14 protein-coding genes are annotated in these 18,116 nt (G+C 40.9%); 9 read left to right on the forward strand and 5 right to left on the reverse strand.

The genetic code is table 11. The annotated features are described in order from the left end of the window. Positions 1-76: 76 nt before the first annotated feature. Positions 77-415 carry an MGMT family protein gene (locus LVD17_RS13090; RefSeq protein WP_233767397.1) on the forward strand — a complete coding sequence of 113 codons (339 nt, stop codon included), beginning with the start codon at positions 77-79 and terminating at the stop codon, positions 413-415. 1,989 nt (positions 416-2,404) lie between these two features. Here the strand turns inward: LVD17_RS13090 and LVD17_RS13095 are convergent. Then, the gene (locus LVD17_RS13095; protein WP_233767399.1) at positions 2,405-3,868 is read right to left on the reverse strand and encodes a sodium:solute symporter; all 1,464 of its coding nucleotides are present in this window, start codon (positions 3,866-3,868) and stop codon (positions 2,405-2,407) included. Between the two features lie 67 nt (positions 3,869-3,935). On the opposite strand from LVD17_RS13095, the gene LVD17_RS13100 reads away from it, so the two are divergent. The 4 genes from LVD17_RS13100 (at position 3,936) to LVD17_RS13115 (ending at position 7,359) form a co-directional block, all read left to right on the forward strand. Then, positions 3,936-4,211, forward strand: coding sequence for an ATP-dependent Clp protease adaptor ClpS (locus LVD17_RS13100; RefSeq protein WP_155168934.1), 276 nt, complete (start codon positions 3,936-3,938; stop codon positions 4,209-4,211). A gap of 134 nt (positions 4,212-4,345) precedes the next feature. Further along, entirely contained in the window at positions 4,346-4,960 is a 615-nt protein-coding gene (gene recR, locus LVD17_RS13105) for a recombination mediator RecR (RefSeq protein WP_233767401.1), read from the forward strand. Positions 4,961-5,155: 195 nt separating this feature from the next. Further along, positions 5,156-6,367, forward strand: coding sequence for a pyridoxal phosphate-dependent aminotransferase (locus LVD17_RS13110; RefSeq protein ID WP_370688821.1), 1,212 nt, complete (start codon positions 5,156-5,158; stop codon positions 6,365-6,367). After that, on the forward strand, positions 6,367-7,359 hold the full coding sequence (locus LVD17_RS13115) for a bifunctional heptose 7-phosphate kinase/heptose 1-phosphate adenyltransferase (protein ID WP_233767403.1): 993 nt from the start codon (positions 6,367-6,369) through the stop codon (positions 7,357-7,359). Before LVD17_RS13110 ends, LVD17_RS13115 begins: the two co-directional genes overlap by 1 nt. Before the next feature lie 295 nt (positions 7,360-7,654). Here LVD17_RS13115 and LVD17_RS13120 read toward each other — a convergent pair whose 3' ends face one another. Then, positions 7,655-8,869: a carboxypeptidase-like regulatory domain-containing protein gene (locus LVD17_RS13120; protein WP_233767405.1), complete on the reverse strand. Its 1,215-nt coding sequence runs from the start codon at positions 8,867-8,869 to the stop codon at positions 7,655-7,657. A 236-nt stretch (positions 8,870-9,105) separates the two neighbouring features. Here LVD17_RS13120 and LVD17_RS13125 point away from each other — a divergent pair, with 236 nt between their 5' ends. Beyond that, the gene (locus tag LVD17_RS13125; RefSeq protein ID WP_233767406.1) at positions 9,106-10,227 is read left to right on the forward strand and encodes a sensor histidine kinase; all 1,122 of its coding nucleotides are present in this window, start codon (positions 9,106-9,108) and stop codon (positions 10,225-10,227) included. A 142-nt stretch (positions 10,228-10,369) separates the two neighbouring features. Next, positions 10,370-11,116 (forward strand): LytR/AlgR family response regulator transcription factor, encoded by a 747-nt coding sequence (locus LVD17_RS13130; RefSeq protein ID WP_233767408.1) that lies wholly within the window; start codon positions 10,370-10,372, stop codon positions 11,114-11,116. On the opposite strand, the gene LVD17_RS13135 is transcribed toward LVD17_RS13130, so the two are convergent. After that, positions 11,113-11,655: a hypothetical protein gene (locus LVD17_RS13135; RefSeq protein WP_233767410.1), complete on the reverse strand. Its 543-nt coding sequence runs from the start codon at positions 11,653-11,655 to the stop codon at positions 11,113-11,115. The genes LVD17_RS13130 and LVD17_RS13135 overlap by 4 nt on opposite strands. Positions 11,656-11,857: 202 nt before the next feature. Between LVD17_RS13135 and LVD17_RS13140 the strand changes: the two genes are divergently transcribed. Next, positions 11,858-13,561 (forward strand): alanine/glycine:cation symporter family protein, encoded by a 1,704-nt coding sequence (locus tag LVD17_RS13140; protein WP_233767412.1) that lies wholly within the window; start codon positions 11,858-11,860, stop codon positions 13,559-13,561. A 27-nt stretch (positions 13,562-13,588) separates the two neighbouring features. Here the strand turns inward: LVD17_RS13140 and LVD17_RS13145 are convergent, their stop codons facing one another. Together LVD17_RS13145 and LVD17_RS13150 are read right to left on the reverse strand one after the other, a co-directional pair. Continuing rightward, positions 13,589-15,040 carry an energy transducer TonB gene (locus LVD17_RS13145; RefSeq protein ID WP_233767413.1) on the reverse strand — a complete coding sequence of 484 codons (1,452 nt, stop codon included), beginning with the start codon at positions 15,038-15,040 and terminating at the stop codon, positions 13,589-13,591. Beyond that, positions 15,033-15,605, reverse strand: a complete 573-nt coding sequence (locus tag LVD17_RS13150) for an RNA polymerase sigma factor (protein ID WP_233767414.1) — start codon at positions 15,603-15,605, stop codon at positions 15,033-15,035. Before LVD17_RS13150 ends, LVD17_RS13145 begins: the two co-directional genes overlap by 8 nt. Positions 15,606-15,711: 106 nt before the next feature. Here LVD17_RS13150 and LVD17_RS13155 point away from each other — a divergent pair, with 106 nt between their 5' ends. Continuing rightward, positions 15,712-17,562 carry a vWA domain-containing protein gene (locus tag LVD17_RS13155; RefSeq protein ID WP_233767416.1) on the forward strand — a complete coding sequence of 617 codons (1,851 nt, stop codon included), beginning with the start codon at positions 15,712-15,714 and terminating at the stop codon, positions 17,560-17,562. Positions 17,563-18,116: the final 554 nt, after the last annotated feature.

Here is an 18,116-nt window from a genome sequence, read left to right on the forward strand (position 1 = left end):
AGTTTAGCAGGACTTTTGGCTTTTTAAAATAGTCTAAAAATAATGGTCGTCAAAATATTTAATTTCATTTGCGCATATGGAGCCCGGGAATAAGGATTTTTTTTCAAACGTGTATGAGGTTGTAAAACTTATACCTGAAGGAAGAGTAACCAGCTATGGAGCCATTGCCAAATACCTGGGCGTAAAAGGTAGTGCGCGTATGGTAGGTTGGGCCATGAATGCCGCACACAACATGGAGGACGTGCCGGCACACAGGGTGGTCAACCGTGAAGGTCTGCTTACAGGAAAGAGCCATTTTAGTGACCCTGGTAAAATGCAGCGACTGCTGGAATCTGAAGATATTAAGATCGAAAATGACAAAGTGGTAGATTTCAATACCAAATTTTGGGATCCCTCAGTAGAGCTGGCTATCTGAGTAATTTTAGCCTGTTTTTGATAGCACAATAATTTATTTTTTTGTAACTTATTCATGAAGCCAGGCGGCAAGTCAATCCAGCTTTAAAAGCACATTTTATTGCAAAGGATATGTTCCTTGCAGGAGACGAAAATCCCGTAGAGGGAATCATAAATTGCTAAAATATGTTTAAACATGCATGTTAAGACATATTTTATTAGAAAGATAAGTTTGGCATATTACTTGTTTTCAAAGTGAATGGTTAGGTTGAAAAGTAAAGCTGTATAAATTCGTTTTTAGTTGGTTTTAGCATGTACAGCTAGGCCGTCCCCTGGTTAGGGACGGCTTCTTTTTTTTAGGGTATTCACGGGTCAACCGGAAAAACAAGAACTCTCATCGTAAGCTTACCAGTGAAACAAGATAAAATTGCACTTTGCTATTTTATCTTGATTTGCCGATTGCTATTAACAATTGCCTGTCAAAGAGGCAAGAAGTTAGTGTCTCCCTAGAAATTCCGACTTGATCCTATATCCCTGTTTTTTAACTTTTGTTTGGCTTGCCTGATGATTTACCGGTTATAAATTATTAGTTTTGAGGTTGTTGCATTTAATGAATAGGTCTAATTAGTTGATTTGCCCTGGGATAGAGCAACCGCAGGCATATGCCTTGTTTTGGGAATTACTTCTCTAATTGAGAGAGCAACGAATATATTAGAAGCCCCTGACCTTATAATACAGGCCGTTTATTTGATTGGCATGCCGGTTGAATAACACCTGTTCGGTTAGGTTGAAAAGTAAAGCTGTACAATCGTTTTAGTTGGTTTTAGCATGTACGGCTGGGCCGTCCTCTGGTTAGGGATGGCCCTTCTTTTTATTGCCGTATTGGATTCAGTCGAACCTGTCAATGTAACGGATCGGAAATGTGGCTTGCTACATAAGCTCGCAGAAATCGGCAACCCACACCTATAGTTTTTAATCCTGGTTTACAATCTGCTTGTTGATTACAAATAAGCAAGATATCCCTCAAACGCTGGTTCAAAATGTACTGATCATATAGTACTTAAAACTTGAGTTAATGTGTAATCCCTATACTCAGTTTAATCAGCAGTAGTTAATCTACCTTCATCATCAGTAGTTTAACAGTATAATATGTGCTTGGTCGATGGGCACTTTCAATATTTGTTCTCACCTGTTACCTTAGTGATAATTAAAGCCAACTATAGACAACGAATTATCCTCTGGAGCCAGGTCTCCAGAGGATTTTTTGTTTTTGGAAAGCCCCCCTGATTATTCCAGATCTTTATGGGCCAAGCTAAAAGCCTGTCGGGTAAGCGAATCTGAAAGTGAAAATCTTGACTCGTCAAGTTGATCGCTGAAAATCAGTAAATCGTGTCTACTACTATTTTATACTGGCGGGCCCTCTGCTTTTGTCTATTGCTGTTAGCAGCTACCACTCAAACAAGGGAGTCGAAAAATTACTTTCTCCCAAGAACCTGATCTTTTTATGGACAAAGCAGTTACAGAGATCGAAAACCTGCACTATCAAGACCCATCCCGGGACAATTTTCTCTTATTGGATCGTGTGAAGCCCCGGAAAGCTCGTTCAAGGGCATTTAGGGAGGAAACTATGACTGGCACAGGTGTTGTAATCAAATTTATCGGTTAGGTTGAACAAGCTGTAATACTCGTTTTTAGTTGGTTTTAACGAGCAAACAGTCGAAAGCCGCTCTCTGGTAAAGGGCGGCTTTTTTATTGTCTCAATTTTCGGAGTATTTAGATTAAGAATGCTGCAAATATGATCATCAGGATATTTAATTGAGCGACGTCATTTCGGGACAATTTTCTCCTTTTGGGATGTAAAAACTGGTTATAACCCTTGTTTTTGCCTGTTGAATGGAGCTTTTGCTTCTGGCATATGCGTTGCAACTGCTAAATTGGTTAGGTTGAAAAAGAAAGCTGTAATACTCGTTTTTAGTTGGTTTAACGAGAGCAGTCTATGGCCGTCCCCTGGTTAGGGACGGCTTCTTTTTTTATATAGCATCAATAACCCAAGGAAGGTGATCCCACCGTTCACGATCAGGATTTCGAAGCCAAATTTATAACCGTTCAGAAGTTCCTCCGAGTTTTCACTGATCCAGTAAGAAAGAGCGGGAGAGAGAAGGCATACAACAGGTACACCATAGTCCCTGACCTGAAGCTTTGTAAATAAGCCAAACGAATATAACCCTAATAATGGTCCGTAGGTATATCCGGCAGCGGTAAATACGGCTTTTATTACAGCTTCATTATTTATTTCTTTAAAAAGTATAATGACCAGGAACATAACCACTGAAAATCCCAGGTGTACCATCAGTCTTGTGTTTCTTTGTTTATGCTGAAGCTCCAGAGTAGTTTCATGCTCTTTGAAATTAAGAAAGTCTACACAAAATGAAGTGGTAAGTGCTGTGAGGGCTGAGTCTGCGCTTGAATAAGCGGCCGCGATTATTCCCAATAGAAAGACTATACCGGCAATAACATTGAAATGATCGCGTGCCAACATAGGGAAAAGGTCATCTGTTCTTTCAGGGAGAGGTATGCCATTGCTGTTGGCATACATATACAGTAGTGCCCCCATTGACAGGAAAAACAGGTTGGCGAATACCAGGATCACCGAAAACCAGAACATATTTTTCTGGGCTTCCCCAAGATTTTTACAAGTCAGGTTCTTTTGCATCATGTCCTGATCCAGTCCCGTCATTACAATGGCTATAAAAGCACCGGCAAAAAATTGCTTAAAGAAGTTTTTACCTGTTTGCCAGTCCCAGAAGAATATTTGAGAATACTCACTTTCACTGATCACTGCCGGGATGTCGCCAAGAGACAGTTTAAGATCCTGGCTGATGAGGTAAATCACTATGCCCACTGCAGATAGCATAAACAAAGTCTGAAGCGTATCTGTCCATACAATGGTTTTTATGCCACCGCGGAAAGTATAAAGCCATATGAGCACGATAGTTACCAGTACGGTTACGGAAAAATCCACATTCCAGGCATCAAATAAGAAAATCTGTAAAACACCAGCGACGAGGAAAAGCCTGAAGGAAGATCCGATCACCCTTGAAAGTAGAAAATAGAATGCGCCTGTTTTGTAAGACCAAAACCCAAAACGTTGCTCAAGATACCCGTAAATAGAGATCAGATTTAACCTGTAGTACAGCGGCATCAATACTGTGGCAATCACCAAATAGCCAAGCAGGTATCCCAATACCATTTGCATATAGGAAAATTGAGTGTCAGCAACCCATCCCGGTACGGAGATGAACGTGACACCAGACAATGAGGCGCCAATCATACCAAATGCTACTAAGTACCAGGGCGACTGGCGGTTGGCCGTAAAGAAAGTGCTCGAGTCGCTTCTTCGTGTAGTAGTGAAAGAAATGGTGATTAGCAGAGCAAAATAGACAGCAATTACAGTTATTACTAAAGTAGGAGTCATAAATCGTGGAATATTCCGGCTAAAGTTGTAATTTTTTTTTACTTTTGACAACAAACTAAGGCTCTATATGGATTTCGGATATAAAGAAGAAGAACTTGTTGAAGTTTTAGATGATGTTGCAGATATCAAGGACCTTATGGTGTTCAATGACGATGTGAATACATTTGATCATGTGATTGATACTTTGGTTCGTGTATGTAATCATTCTGTGGAGCAGGCTGAGCAATGTGCTTACATAATTCATTTTAGAGGCAAATGTTCAGTGAAGCGAGGCCTTCTGAAAACGCTCAAGCCCATGCAGGAGGCTATTTGCGATGAAGGTATCGATGCCCGCGTAGTGTAATTACCTACAACAGAAGTGTAGCAATCATTTTTTTCTTTGAGGCCTCTCCCGAGGTCGGTAACATTTTTGTTTATAATTCAGGACTGTGATAATCTTTTTGTTTATCCCCTTGTTACATATCTTTGAGGTAAGATATGGAATACCCCTCTAGATTAATTGAAAATGCGGTTGGAGAGATCTCGAAACTACCTGGGATAGGGAAGAAGACTGCTTTAAGACTTGTTTTACATTTGTTGAAAGAGCCCGAAGCCACTACCATGGAGCTTTCTGAGGCCCTTACTGAGCTGCGAACCAAGATCAAGTACTGCAAAGATTGTCACAATATTTCAGATGAGGAGATATGTAATATATGCGCGAGCCATAGAAGAGACCGGTCGCTCATATGTGTTGTGGAGGATACACGGGATGTTTTAGCCATTGAAAATACCGCTCAGTACAGCGGGCTTTACCATATTTTAGGAGGAGTGATCTCTCCCATTGAGGGTATAGGTCCTTCAGAGCTTAATATAGAGCAACTCCTGCAACGTATAGAAAGTAGCAGGCCAGAGGTTAAAGAAGTTATATTTGCGCTTAGCCCTACCATGGAAGGTGACACCACGGCCTTTTACCTTACCAAAAAGCTTAAAGAATTTGGTATAAAAATAAGCACCATTGCACGAGGTATACCTATTGGAGGAGAGTTGGAGTATACCGATGAAATTACCCTTGGGAGGAGTATCCTGAGCAGGACGGCCTACCAGCAGGATTGATTGCAATCGGTGTTCTGCGTTGCTGTTTTTGGTATTTTTCAAATAAAATTGTACTTCTCGCAACCATAACATGTTCAAACCGCTTGATTTTGAATGATGTACATATAAATGTCCTGATATTAAAAGTATTTCAATTTTGTGGTAAGTGAATAGTATAATCTATAATTTTGGCTCGTTTTCAAAATAAAAGAAAAAATGAGTGAATTATTGACCTTCCAATTATCAGATCGTATTATGAATCTGGAAGAGTCCGCCACACTCGCGATGGCGGCAAAGGCCCGTGAATTTAAGGCCCAGGGTATTGATGTTATAAGTCTTAGCCTCGGAGAACCCGATTTTAAGACCCCTAAACATATACAAGAGGGAGCCAAACGGGCTATTGATGAAGGTAAATATTTTGCCTACCCTCCGGTGCCGGGTTATCAGGATTTAAGGGAAGCAATAGCCAGGAAGCTAAAGGATGAAAATAATATAGACTACAAAGCTGAGAACATTGTAGTTTCCAATGGAGCGAAGCAATCTATTGCCAATGTGATGTTGGCTTTGCTTAACCCCGGAGATGAGGTTGTAGTTTTTTCTCCTTACTGGGTGAGTTATTCAGCGCTTATTGAGCTGGCAGAAGGAAAGCCGGTATTTATCAAAGGAGGTATAGAAAATGACTTCAAGGCGACGGCCCAACAATTGAAAGACGCTATTACCGATAAAACAAAAGCTGTAATATATTCTTCCCCCTGTAATCCTACAGGTTCTGTATTTACCAGAAAAGAATTGGAAGATATTGCCGAAGTGATTAAGCAACATGATAATCTCATAATTATTGCCGATGAAATATATGAGCATATCAACTATACCGAAGATAAAGTGAGCATAGCTTCACTCCCTGGGATGGTAGATCGTACCGTAACCGTGAATGGCTTTGCAAAAGGCTTTGCCATGACAGGGTGGAGAGTTGGTTATATCGGTGCGCCACTATGGCTGGCTAAGGGCTGTAATAAAGTGCAGGGACAGATCACATCTGCTAACTGCTCCATTGCTCAAAGGGCTGCACTTACAGCATTAACCAGTGATCTTGGCCCGACCAGGGAGATGACCAGGGCTTACGACGAAAGAAGACAATTAGTATATGAACTTCTACAGGATATCCCGGGTATCAAAACTAATATGCCTAAGGGAGCATTCTATTTCTTTCCTGATGTGAGTGCTTATTTTGGTAAATCTGCCGGAGAGCTGAAAATCAACAATGGCAGTGACCTGTGTATGTATATTCTTGAGAAGGCTCATGTTTCGCTGGTTACCGGAGAGGCTTTTGGAGACCCTGACTGTGTAAGGTTATCATACGCCGCATCAGAGCAGGAACTGAGAGAGGCGTTGAAACGAATAAAAGAAGCCTTAAGTGAACTGTCTTAATGCAATTTAAATCCATTGATGAGATATTTGTGGCCTTCGATCAGCTAAAGGTGCTGATTATAGGTGATGTGATGGTGGATGCCTACATCTGGGGGGCTGTAGAGCGAATATCTCCTGAAGCTCCCGTTCCTGTGGTAAGGGCCACGAAACGGGACTTCAGATTAGGTGGGGCCGCCAATGTTGCTCTCAATATCCAGTCACTTGGGGCAAAGCCGATCCTATGTGCCGTGGTAGGAGATGATGACAATGGTAAACGCTTCATTGAAAGACTGCAGGAAAAAAATATTTCTTCAGAATGTATCGTGATAAGCAGTGAGCGCCCTACAACGGTTAAAACCCGTATCATGACGACTCATCAGCATGTGGTGCGCGTAGATGAAGAAACAGACAAACTACTAAGTAAACAGGAAGAGGAAAATGTATGGAAGCAGATCAAAAAAGTGCTTCCAACTGCCGATGTAGTTATTTTCGAAGATTACGACAAAGGCGTTATCAGCAAAAATCTTATCAAAAAAACGGTAGATCTCGCAAGAAATAGCAGTATACCTGTAGTGGTAGATCCGAAGAAACGCAACTTTCTTAGCTACAAAGGGGTAACATTATTTAAGCCCAACCTGAAGGAGTTGAAAGAAGGCTTAAAAGTCGACTTTGAAAAGAATGACCAGGCTGAAATAGAACGTTCGGTTGAGATGTTGACGACGAAACTCAGTAGTGAGGGAAGCCTGATAACGCTTTCAGAAAGAGGTGTATACATTCAGTATGGAGGACAGAAGCACCTGATACCTGCGCATGTGCGGGAGATTTCAGATGTGTCAGGTGCAGGAGATACAGTGATCAGTATTGCCGCCATAGCCGTTGCTTTAAATTTATCACCTTTTCTCATTGCCGCGCTGTCCAATCTTGGAGGCGGACTGGTGTGTGAGCATATAGGTGTGGTGCCCATAGAAAAACAAGCCCTGTTAGAAGAAGCCAAAAAACATAACTGGTTGTAATAATAATATTGGTAAAACCGGTAAGCTGTGAATCAGTGAACTGTAAACGGAGCAGGGATCAGGCGGAATTTCCGGGAGTCACCAGCTTTTGCCTCAGTGTTTGACAAATAGTTGTTTGGCCATGAGTGGATTATAAACAGTGAATAAAAAAATACCCCAAAAGCACCTGGGCCTTTGGGGTATTTTCGTGTCTATAGTTGGCTTTAATTGATGTTAAGTACGCCATTTTGATCGGGAATGGAAAGGTGGATGCGACAGTTGGCAATAAACGGCGACGAGCTGTCGGATTTTAAGATTAATATTCAAATTGCTCCTCAAGATTCCCCAGTTTTTCAAGGTCCCTGACTATTTCCTTGTCCAGTGGAGTGTCTTTTATGACATTATAGTTATTCCAAAACTCTTTATTATACTTTTCATCCTGGTATTGAAGTCCGTATCTTTTCATCTTCTGCGTACTTCCTATTCTTTCTGTCGGATCCGGATGTACCTTGTTAATCAGTAGTTCCTGGTATAGTTCAGTTTCGAATTTCAATTTATTCGTATTTTCATCATACCAGTTGATCTTCGAGGTGAGGTTCATATAGTTCAGGTACATTTTGCCACCATACTCTTTAAAATCGATTACCTTTTTATCACTTATGTATTTACTCACGAGGTTTTTCTTTCTCCTGATGACCGCATCATTATAGTTTCTTTCAAACTCCATTCTTATAATAGCATAGTTCTGAGTAGCTATGTAAAGCTTTAAGTGATAATCAGCATCAATTGAGACAACAAAAACTCTATGACCATTATAGTAAGAGGTTCTTAACCTTTTGAAGCTGTCAAAAAATACCTGTTCAGAAGGAAACTGTCTGTACCTGACATTGTTATGCAACAACAATTCTTCAAGCAGATTGCTCTGATCAAAATATTTAGTGAACTTGTTATTGTAACCAAGACTTTTGCGTACTTCCATCAGCGCTACACGCTCCCTTAACCGGTTTTTATTACGTGGCTCTTTATAATCTTCGTCATATATTTTTACAGCGGCTTCCAGCAGGGAAAAATATATTCCGCCTACTTTTTTCAAATCCCTGTAAAAGCCATCCAGCAAGAACGGAGTCATCGGGTAGTTTTCTTCTATTCTGGTGAGTGCTATACTCACAATATCTCCACCATTGAGGGAGTCATGAATAACTACTTCATCCAGCATCTGAACAGCCTTGTTGAGCCCGAATATTACAGTATCCTTTCGAAGGAGGTTCCTTATTGGTGCCTCCATGTTTTCGTAGCCCAGCATACTTATGACAAGCACTTCGTTTTTGAGATTGGAGGGTATGTGGAAGTCAAATTCGCCAATAGCGTTTGAGACTGTACCAATGGGTTTGCCTCTTATACCTATAGAGGCAAAAGTTAATGGCTCACTTGTTTCCCTGTCAACAATTTTCCCCGAAATTGTAATCGTAGACTGGGCATGCGCAAAAAAATATATAACGCATAAAAATAATGTGAGACATAAAAGCCGCATATAGTTGATTTGTTTGTAAGCCGTGACGGACTTTAAAGATCAAAGATGTGAACGAAACCGCACTTTGTCAATATTTGTTGTTATGATAACCTTTTCAAAGAGGAATAATACGTTTTTAATTTAAAATTATTCTTAATTAACGTGTCTTTTTCTTAAAATGTATACTCAAAGAAATTTTTAAATCATCTCTAATATAAGTTTGAATGCTTAAATTAGTAAAATAAAAGCAGTAGCCTTTGACTATAATTGAGAAGATACCGAAGATTTGGAAGATAGCTTATTTGCTTATCTGTGGGTGGTATGCCATCAACTACGCCGTAAGTTCCATTATTGAGTGGCAGGCTTTCAGGCCTTATACTACCTCTGTTTTATGGAATGGTTTCTATCTCTTCGAAACTGTATGTATACTTGTTGGTCTTACTTTCATTTATACCAACTGGCTGTTTAAATTCAAAGTTCCGGTCCAGGTTGTTGGACACCTGTTTGGCGTGTTCGTTTACTTTATGTGCATCAGCTACTTGTCCTACTATTTTGATTATTACCTGGATGGGTTGGTGTATTTCGATGATTGGAAGGAGTACATGCTGGACCTGCTTAGCTGGGATGCCATGAGGATTTATGATCAGTACCTGATAACGGTTGCCGTCTATTATATCATCAAATATTTTGAGAGCCTGAGACAGGAAGAGCAGGAAAAGAGTGAACTGGCACTTAAAAATAAGGAAATGGAACTTTCCTTGCTCAGGTCTCAGATCAATCCCCATTTTCTTTTCAATACCCTGAACTCTATCAGTACGCTGATTAGCACCAGCAAGGAAAAAGCCCGTAAAGTAATTACTCAATTATCTGATGTATTCAGGTATGCGCTTGATTCCCACTCGGGAGATAAAGTAAGATTGATCCACGAACTTGACTTTATAGAAAATTATATCAAAATTCAGCAAGTGAGATTTGGCGACCGTTTGAAATTTGAACTGGATGTGGAGCCCACCTGTCTTAGCGTAGGTATTCCTCCAATGGTATTACAGCCGCTCGTAGAGAACTCAGTGAAATATGGCATAGCGCCTAAAGATGATGGTGGTACGATTAAGCTTATGGTGAGAAGGATAAGCGGGGGGATATATTTTGAAATAAAGGACGATGGCCTGGGAGTAAATGCCAAGAAAGTTTTGGATGGCAAATCTACCGGTGTGGGACTCAAAAATTCTGATAAAAGATTGAGAAGTATTTATGGAAAATATGCAGGTTTGCACATTAATGCACGCCAGGATGGCTATACGGTTAGCTTCATTTTACCCCCTGAACAGGAGGAGCAGAGAGTGGAACCTAAGAGAGAATTTGAAGCAGTGTCGGCCTGATTACTTTAAGAGATTTACTAACAAATTTATAACCTAACGACTATTATTGAATATTCAAATAACTGACAGATTCTGATTTGAAAAGAGAATATTCTTACCAATTTGACCCTGAATAAACCCATTGAAGAAAAAAAATAACACCATGAAAATAGATTGCCTGATTATAGATGATGAGAAATTAGCCCGTGACCTGCTGGTAGAATTTCTGGAACCCTACCCTGAGGTTGAGGTTATTGGCCAGTGCTCAAAAGGGAAAGATGCCGTTGAGAAAATTGATAAGCTGAAGCCAAAATTGATTTTTCTTGACGTGCAGATGCCGGGAATGGATGGGTTTGACGTTTTAGAGGCAATCACTCATAAACCCTATGTCATTTTCACAACGGCCTATGATCAGTATGCTATTCAGGCTTTTGATAAAAATGCAGTAGATTATGTACTTAAACCTCTTGATGAGGAGCGCTTTAAGTTGGCCATCAAAAGAGCAACGGAGCGTATAAAAGCCGAACAGACCAATGTTGAAGACCTCCTGATGAATATTAAATCAAGTGGAGAGGAGAGCAAGTACTCAAGCCATCTGTTTGTGCAGAAATCAGAAAAACTACTTAATCTTGAAGTGAAAGATATTGTACATCTTGAGGCCTCGGGTGATTACACCATATTAACAACCAAGAACGATCAGTATTTAAGCTCATCTGGTATAGGAAAGCTGGAAGAAAAACTTAATCCGGATGTGTTCATCAGAGTACACCGTTCTACAATCATCAACCTTAACTATTTGAAGGAAATAGAAAAACACTTTAACGGAGGTTTGATCGTGAAAATGGAGAATGGAAAAAGCTTCCCTGTAAGCAGGACCTACGCCAAGCAAATCCGCAAAAAAGTAGTTTAGTTAACTTCCAGTTTCTTTTTGATCAGACTGGCTTCAACTGCTGTGGTAAGATCAGGGGCTGTCATATACAAGGCAATATAATTGGCTATATCACGCCCCAACTCCTCTACGTTCAGTTTGTCCAGGTGTGTAAGTATGGCAGCCTTATCTTCTGCAATGTCATTGCTCATGCCCATATATGATGGTATGCTTCGTTGAATATACAATCGTAAAAAGCGAATTTCAGGGTTCTCCTCATCTGCATCAACAGCATCGTTAAGCAGTTCCTGGGCATTTTTTAAATACGAAAATTTACTGAGTGGATTCCAGGAGTGCTTTGCCATAAGCGATTCTGCCGCTGCCTGGTAAGCCTGAACAAGTGGTGATTTGTCTTTTAGGCTCACGATATAATTATAATACTTCTGACACTTGTCAAAGTTGAAATCGGTATAAAATAACTCATTTCTGATGTTTTTGATTTCATCTAATGACTGAGCGCTGCCCGTTAACGAAGCTCCACCGACAAAAAATATAAAAATAATTAAGGCTAGATTTTTCACTAATAATACTGAGTAGATAAATTCTACAAACGATTAAAATTTTGCAAAGTTAAGCTTAGGAGCGATTTTTTTTGCTTTTTGAATTTAAAACTTTTGTCCTGTCGTTTGGGCCGGATTGCAAATCGCCAAATAAAAACGGTTTTGCCGTCATAATTAATTTATTAGATTTGCCATCCGTGTAAAAAAACGAAATAAATAAACTATGCAGACCCTCAACGATATTCTTGTTCTTATTGACAGCTACATTGGTAGCGCCGCTTGGTTCCCATATGCCCTTTTAGGAACAGGATTATTCTTCACAGTGTATCTCGGCTTCCCTCAGCTTCGATATTTTGGTCATGCTTTAAAGATAGTAAAAGGTAAGTTTGACAGAAAAGGTGACGAGGGTGATGCGTCTCACTTTCAGGCACTTGCCACAGCTTTGTCGGGAACGGTAGGGACCGGTAATATAGGTGGGGTTGCACTGGCAATACATCTTGGAGGCCCGGCAGCATTGTTTTGGATGCTGGTAACGGCCTTTTTGGGTATGACAACAAAATTTGTAGAGGTTACTCTTTCACATAAGTACAGAGAAAAGGACGAAACCGGACTTATCGCGGGTGGTCCGATGTACTATATGAAGAATGCCGAGTTTAAGCTTTTTGGAAAGAAACTCAATCTTGCCTGGCTGGGAGCTATATTTGCGTTTGCCACCATTTTATCTTCATTTGGTACCGGTAACCTGCCTCAGATTAATCAGATTGCGAGTTCGGTATTTACTTCTTTTGGTATAGAACAATGGATTACCGGAGCTATTCTGGCCGTGATTTTGGCACTGGTAATTCTTGGCGGTATAACCCGTATTGTAAAAGTGACAGAAAAGCTGGTGCCTTCAATGGCAATTATATATTTCATTGGAGCTGTTGCTGTTATTGCAACAAATTATGAGAACATTTGGCCGTCAGTAGTATCTATTTTCTCTGATGTATTTACAGGATCGGCGGCTGTCGGAGGATTCCTCGGGGCTAACCTTGCCTTTGCCTTTAACAGAGGTGTAAACAGAGGATTGTTTTCCAATGAAGCTGGTCAGGGATCTGCTCCTATTGCACACGCGGCAGCAAAAGCTCATGAACCGGTATCCGAAGGTATGGTAGCTATACTTGAGCCTTTTATCGATACCATTATTATCTGTACACTTACCGGTTTGGTACTGCTGTCTTCGGGAGCATGGAAGGATAAGATGCCAAACCAGTTCGAATACACTGAACTTGATGTCCTTACCTCAAGATTTGATGAAACTAAGCCGGAAGACAGACAGCGGCTATATGAATATCTTGTTGAAGGAGAGGCGATGACCCAGTATACCGGAGATCTGGTGATTGAGAATGGTGTGGTTGTGAGTGATGTTACCCTGGTACATGCACGCTCAATAGCTGATAATGTAAAAGTGTATAATGCCGCCGGACCTTATACCGGTACACTTGAGGTGGTAAATGGAGACGTTATTGACCCGAACCGTGCCGTTGTTTTTGAAGGGGAGTCACTTGTACATAGTGCACCACTTACCATTGAGGCCTTTAAGCGAAGTTTCCTGGGTGACTGGGGACAGTATATTGTATCGCTGGGGCTGGTACTATTTGCCTTTTCTACAGCCATTTCCTGGTCGTACTATGGAGATAGGGCAACGACTTATCTTTTTGGCAGCAAATACATTATTTATTACCGCTTGCTATATGTGATAGGATTTTTCCTTGCATCATTTGCCGATACCACTATTATCTGGACTTTGTCAGGTATAACCATAGCACTGATGACCCTGCCAAACCTGGCCGGTATTCTATTATTACATGGGGAAATGAAGCGCACTGTGAAAGAATACTGGATCGACTTCAAAAAGGATTGGCCAGGTGAAAAAACTCCGGAATAAGGGGTTGGGCCGTCAGGCTTTAAGAAACTAGAACTTAACTTTAACCCTGACCTTATCCTGGTCAGGGATACCGTTACGCAAAGCAGGGCTCCATTTGGGGCCTTCTTTGATTAAGCGAATGGCTTCATTGTTCAGAGTTTCATTCTGGCCTTTTACTATTCTGAAGTTGTCAAGCTTACCCGCAGTGGTAACCACAAACTCAACGACAACTTTGCCATCTTGTCCGTCAATAGGTTTGGCATTAGCCTGCAGATAATCTTTGAATGATGATTTGCCTCCGTCAGGGCTGGCAGGCACAATATCGGCCCTCTCATCTTTATCTTTGTCCAATTCAATTGTCTGCATTGAATGAGACAATGATCTTTGTTCCCTCTCCACATCCATAGCTGTTACCACTACTTCTGAAAGTTGGGCAATATCCGGCTCCAGTTCAATGTTTACTATATTTTTACCAGAAACGTCAACTTCTTTGGGGCTTAACCCAATGAAAGAAACTACTAACGTAGGGTCTATACCTTGCGGAAGGTTGAGGGTGTAATTCCCTTCAAAGTCGGTTATAGTGCCTGTTGTAGTACCTTTCACCATCACGTTTACACCAGGCAATCCGGTTCCATCTTCAGATGAAGTTATCTGGCCTTTTATGTTCCGGGAGGCTGTTCTCTCACTCGAAGCACCGCGAAGGGTCATTCTGCTTTCAGCTTCGATCTCCTTTGTCTCAGCTTTTTTGGCTTTTGACATGGCTCTTGCATTTTCAGTAACCTGCACACCCGCCACTTTACCCTGCAGGTCTTCAATGTCAGAAGCGGGTGCTTTATCTATGATCACTTCCTCTGGTATTTCAGTTTCCAACTCTTCGTAAACTATGGCATCAATCTCTTCAGCTATGTCCTGATCATCTTCAGCGCCTGCCAGTCCAACAGCCTGCTCTTCTTTTGCTTCGGCCAATGGTTCGGAAGCCATGTCCATTACAGGTTGTTCAATAGGTTTGTCTTTATTTGCTGAGAAGGGTGTACTTGTTTTGTTTTCTTCAGGCATTTTTTCTTGTTGGTTGAGCGCAACCAGGCTATCCTCAACGGGTTGGGATTCGGCTTCACCTTCACCTTCACCTTCATTAGCTTTAGAGGTCGGACTTGCTTCCTCTTTGGCTAATTGTTGCTCAGATTTAAAGAGCTCTGTATTGAATAGCACCATAGTAGTAATGGCTAGCAAAGCCACTGAAGCCGCTATTTTGAGCCATGGTATAGTGTTTTGCTCTGGTTTAACTTGCTTATTCAGTCTCTCCCTGATTAAGTTTAGATCCCCCTGCATGGTCGATGTGCCTGTCTCTTCAAAACCTTCCATAGCTTCTGCATCAAAGTCGGAGTTGAGCATGAGCTTTTCTACCTCATGCATTTCCTTGTGACTTAACTCTCCGTTAAGATATTTTTCAATGATCTCCGGGGACAGGGTGCTTCCAATATCGTTTTTTCTATTACTCACTTTTTCTTTCCATGCAGTTCTTTAAATTTCTCTTGCCATTCTGAATATAGCTTTTCACCTTTTTTAGTTCAAACCGGGTAAGCAGCTCTATTTCCTTGTAAGATTTACTCTCAAGATAAAACAACTGAACACACTGCTTCTGTTCAATATGTAACTCTTCTATACATTTTTCCAGCCGGCTCAGGTCATCTTCCAGGGGCGGCTCATTATTATGATGCATCATCAGAGTGTTTTCCATATTCACTTCCGAAATATCCATAGAAGTTCTTTCACTCTGGTATTTTTTAGATCTGAGTTTCATCAGACAGTGATTTTTGCTCAGAACATATAACCAGCTTTTAAAATTCTCTACTTCGTGTTTCTTAAGGCTTTCCGTAAGTTTCTCAAAAACCTGCATTACGGCATCCTGGCTTTCTTCTCTGTTCTTTAGATATTTCAGGCAGACACCATAGACCAGGTGCATATAATTGTTGAAAAGCTTTCCGGCATATTCCATATTTCCCGTCTGCTTATACAGGCGTATGAGTTTTTGCTCTTCGGTATGTGAGGCCGGGGAATGTGACATCTAAACAGTGACTAAGATCCTAATCTAAAAAAAAATCATAACAGTTTATGGAATTCGGAAAATGCCTGCATCATGATAGTGAAGTTTTTACCAAAATTTAAAAATTATGAAAAGGATCGGAATATTTATCATGTTGCTCATCGTGTCGTCGGTGATGTGTGCTCAGGACAGGATTATAACAGGGACAGTGACTGCTGCCGAAGATGGAAACCCCCTGCCAGGTGTTAATGTAGTGGCCAAAGGATCAACTACAGGAACCATAACAAACATAAATGGATACTACAGTTTAAAGGTGGCAGATGCTGTCCCGACACTGGTTTTTTCTATGATAGGTTATGTAACGGAAGAAATTAAGGTAGGCTCAAAGACTGAGATAAATGTGACGCTGGAGGCTGATGTAAGGAAACTTGAAGAGGTAGTAGTAATAAACAAGAGAAAGGCAGAAAGAGAAAAGAAGGCTTTGGGGTATGCCATCAGTCGTTCGGAGGACATGAGTGCGGCGCCTATGATGTACAAGGCAGAAAACTACCCGGTTCATAACACTGAGGAATATGATGCCATACATGAAAATATTTTTCACGGAGCCTTGAAAAATCCTTTGTCAACCTTTTCGATAGATGTAGATGCGGCATCATATAGTAATATGAGAAGATTTTTAAATAATGGCCAGCTTCCCCCTAAGGATGCAGTTCGCATCGAAGAGATGGTTAATTATTTTAATTATGATTACAAACAACCGGAAAGCACCGATCCCTTTTCCATAAACACTGAAATATCATCTGCACCCTGGAACAGTCAGCATAAGTTGGTACATATAGGCTTGCAGGGCCGAAAAATACCTACTAAGAACCTGCCTCCTTCAAATCTGGTATTCCTGCTCGACGTGTCAGGGTCTATGAATGCTGCCAATAAATTGCCATTACTGAAATCTGCATTCAAGTTACTTATTGATGAGCTTAGACCTCAGGATAATGTAGCCATCGTGGTCTACGCCGGGGCTGCAGGGCTGGTGCTGCCATCCACCGACGGCAACAATAAAGAAACCATACTCAATGCACTCAATAATTTAGAGGCCGGTGGCTCTACTGCAGGGGGTGCCGGTATTCAACTGGCCTATAAAGTGGCTAAGGAGCAACTCAAGAAGGGGGGAAATAACAGGGTCATTCTGGCAACGGATGGAGACTTTAACATAGGAGCCTCAAGCAATGCCGAAATGGAAAGACTGATTGAAGAAAAACGTAATGACGGCATCTTTCTCACAGTGCTTGGTTTTGGAATGGGCAATTACAAAGATTCCAAAATGGAGACCATAGCGGACAAGGGTAATGGCAATTATGCTTACATCGACAACATCCTGGAAGCTAAGAAAGTACTCGTCAATGAGTTTGGAGGAACACTATTTACTATAGCAAAAGATGTGAAGATCCAGGTAGAGTTTAATCCTGCAAAAGTGAAGGCTTATCGCCTGATCGGCTATGAAAACAGGGCATTGAAAAACGAAGATTTTAATAATGACAAGAAAGACGCCGGTGAGTTAGGGGCCGGTCATACGGTAACCGCTTTATATGAGATTATCCCGGTAGGTGTCGACAGCCAATTTGACCCTATAGATGATCTGAAATACCAGGAAAGTAAAATTTCTACAGAAGCCATGAAGTCAAAGGAATTGATGACCATAAAGCTGAGGTATAAGCAGCCTGATGGTGACCAAAGTAAATTAATTACACATGCTTTAATGGATAGTCATATGGCCATTGATAAAACTTCTGACAATTTCCGCTGGTCTGCCGCAGTTGCCGGCTTCGGTATGCTACTCCGCGATTCTGAGTTCAAAGGCAATCTGACTTACGATGATGTAATTAAAATGGCCCAATCTGCCAAAGGAAAGGATCCCGAAGGCTACAGGGTAGAATTTATCAACCTGGTGAAATCCGGACTGTTGTTGGCGAGAAAATAAACGGACCAAGTCAAATTTCCGGAGGACACTGATATTTCAACTCCGTGTAAACTAAGAGTTTAATGGGTGTAAATAAGCCAGGGACATATCTAAAACAAAAGAGCGCTAACTTTTTAGCGCTCTTTTGTTGTGTGATAAATTTTGAAATTAACCTAAATAAAATTCAGTTTTTGACTTGTTTCATTGATCTATCTACTATTAGCGTGCCAGAAATAAAAAGTCTGGTTTTTGTGGGCTAATCAGTGATATTGGCAATATCATTAATTGAATTTGTTCATATATGAACATATAGTGCGCGGAAATGGATTTAGGATATTCCGATTATTAGATGAAGGTCACACCGGTAGGAACACCGCCTTGTTTATTACCACTCATTTACCTTTACATCACCAGGCAATAAAAGAGAGGAAGATGTGGAGGAGGACTCGTATTTGCTTATTCCCCATTGCCCGAATTCGACGAAGTTCTGGTAATAGCCATACGTATATATGTGTCGTCAATTGGGTAAATCCGCAGGCCGTCATTTTTATCAAGTGACAGCATAAGCTGTATCA

This window comes from Fulvivirga ulvae, assembly GCF_021389975.1.
In the GTDB taxonomy this organism is placed as follows: domain Bacteria; phylum Bacteroidota; class Bacteroidia; order Cytophagales; family Cyclobacteriaceae; genus Fulvivirga; species Fulvivirga ulvae.

Coding starts and splice junctions, on each gene's coding strand:
- LVD17_RS13090 (WP_233767397.1), top strand. CDS start 77: ATGGAGCCCGGGAATAAGGATTTTTTTTCAAACGTGTATGAGGTTGTA.
- LVD17_RS13095 (WP_233767399.1), bottom strand. CDS start 3,868: ATGACTCCTACTTTAGTAATAACTGTAATTGCTGTCTATTTTGCTCTG.
- LVD17_RS13100 (WP_155168934.1), top strand. CDS start 3,936: ATGGATTTCGGATATAAAGAAGAAGAACTTGTTGAAGTTTTAGATGAT.
- recR (WP_233767401.1), top strand. CDS start 4,346: ATGGAATACCCCTCTAGATTAATTGAAAATGCGGTTGGAGAGATCTCG.
- LVD17_RS13110 (WP_370688821.1), top strand. CDS start 5,156: ATGAGTGAATTATTGACCTTCCAATTATCAGATCGTATTATGAATCTG.
- LVD17_RS13115 (WP_233767403.1), top strand. CDS start 6,367: ATGCAATTTAAATCCATTGATGAGATATTTGTGGCCTTCGATCAGCTA.
- LVD17_RS13120 (WP_233767405.1), bottom strand. CDS start 8,869: ATGCGGCTTTTATGTCTCACATTATTTTTATGCGTTATATATTTTTTT.
- LVD17_RS13130 (WP_233767408.1), top strand. CDS start 10,370: ATGAAAATAGATTGCCTGATTATAGATGATGAGAAATTAGCCCGTGAC.
- LVD17_RS13140 (WP_233767412.1), top strand. CDS start 11,858: ATGCAGACCCTCAACGATATTCTTGTTCTTATTGACAGCTACATTGGT.
- LVD17_RS13150 (WP_233767414.1), bottom strand. CDS start 15,605: ATGTCACATTCCCCGGCCTCACATACCGAAGAGCAAAAACTCATACGC.
- LVD17_RS13155 (WP_233767416.1), top strand. CDS start 15,712: ATGAAAAGGATCGGAATATTTATCATGTTGCTCATCGTGTCGTCGGTG.